The sequence below is a fragment of the Mycobacterium sp. DL99 genome (assembly GCF_004762045.1).
Lineage (GTDB): Bacteria > Actinomycetota > Actinomycetes > Mycobacteriales > Mycobacteriaceae > Mycobacterium.
Map to the genome: position 1 here is coordinate 1 of NZ_SJOM01000006.1, position 786 is coordinate 786.

A 786-nucleotide genomic window follows, 5' to 3' on the forward strand; every position below is an offset into this window, starting at 1 on the left:
CATCGCCGTACGCCCAGTACCGGTACACCGGGACGCCGTCGCGGTGGCGGACCAATCGAGACACATCGGCCATGACGCCAAAGATAATCCTGATACAGCCAATTTTCGCCCAACTCCCCAGGTGCTGCCGAATGGATCATGGAATGCATGACCGAACATCGTCCACATATTCTGAAGAATCGGCATGACTACCTGCCTGCGGCCGGCCATGATGCGTTCCTGCCCGGTTACGACCTCCTGACGCGGGTCTTGGGGATGAACCCCGCATACCGTCACCTGGTCGCGCAGGCCGGACTCTCAGACGGCCAGCGGGTCATCGAAATAGGTTGTGGAACCGGCAACCTCACCGTCCGCGCCAAGAAGGCATGTCCCGGCGCCGATATCGTCGGTACCGACCCTGACCCGCGGGCGCTGCGGCGTGCAGAGCGAAAAGCCAAGGGCATGACCGGTATCGGATTCACGCGGGCCTACGCCCAAGAACTGCCGTTCGACGACGGCGAGTTCGACCGGGCGCTGTCGTCGATGATGCTGCACCATCTCGACGAAGCGACCAAGATCGCGGCCGCCCGCGAGCTGTTCCGGGTCCTGCGGCCAGGCGGCAGATTGGACGTCGTCGATGTGCACGGCGACGCCCTCCCTCGGCTGCTCGAGGAGGCCGGGTTCGATTGCACGGTAGTGGGATCCGGGCACATCCGGTTGGCCGGACGGCTTACGTACCTCCGCGCGACTCGTCCGGCGTGAATGCTGCGGGGTCGGCCAGCGGGATGAGCAGGCTCGACGGCGCAT

1 protein-coding gene is annotated in these 786 nt (G+C 64.6%); it reads left to right on the top strand.

Annotation, left to right across the window (positions count from 1 at the left end):
- Positions 1-147 precede the first annotated feature (147 nt).
- The gene (locus tag EYZ64_RS00240) at positions 148-741 is read left to right on the top strand and encodes a class I SAM-dependent methyltransferase (protein ID WP_502702919.1); all 594 of its coding nucleotides are present in this window, start codon (positions 148-150) and stop codon (positions 739-741) included.
- Positions 742-786: the final 45 nt, after the last annotated feature.

Excerpts from the sequence above, each read along its gene's own strand:
- EYZ64_RS00240 (WP_502702919.1), top strand. The coding sequence starts at position 148 with ATGACCGAACATCGTCCACATATTCTGAAGAATCGGCATGACTACCTG.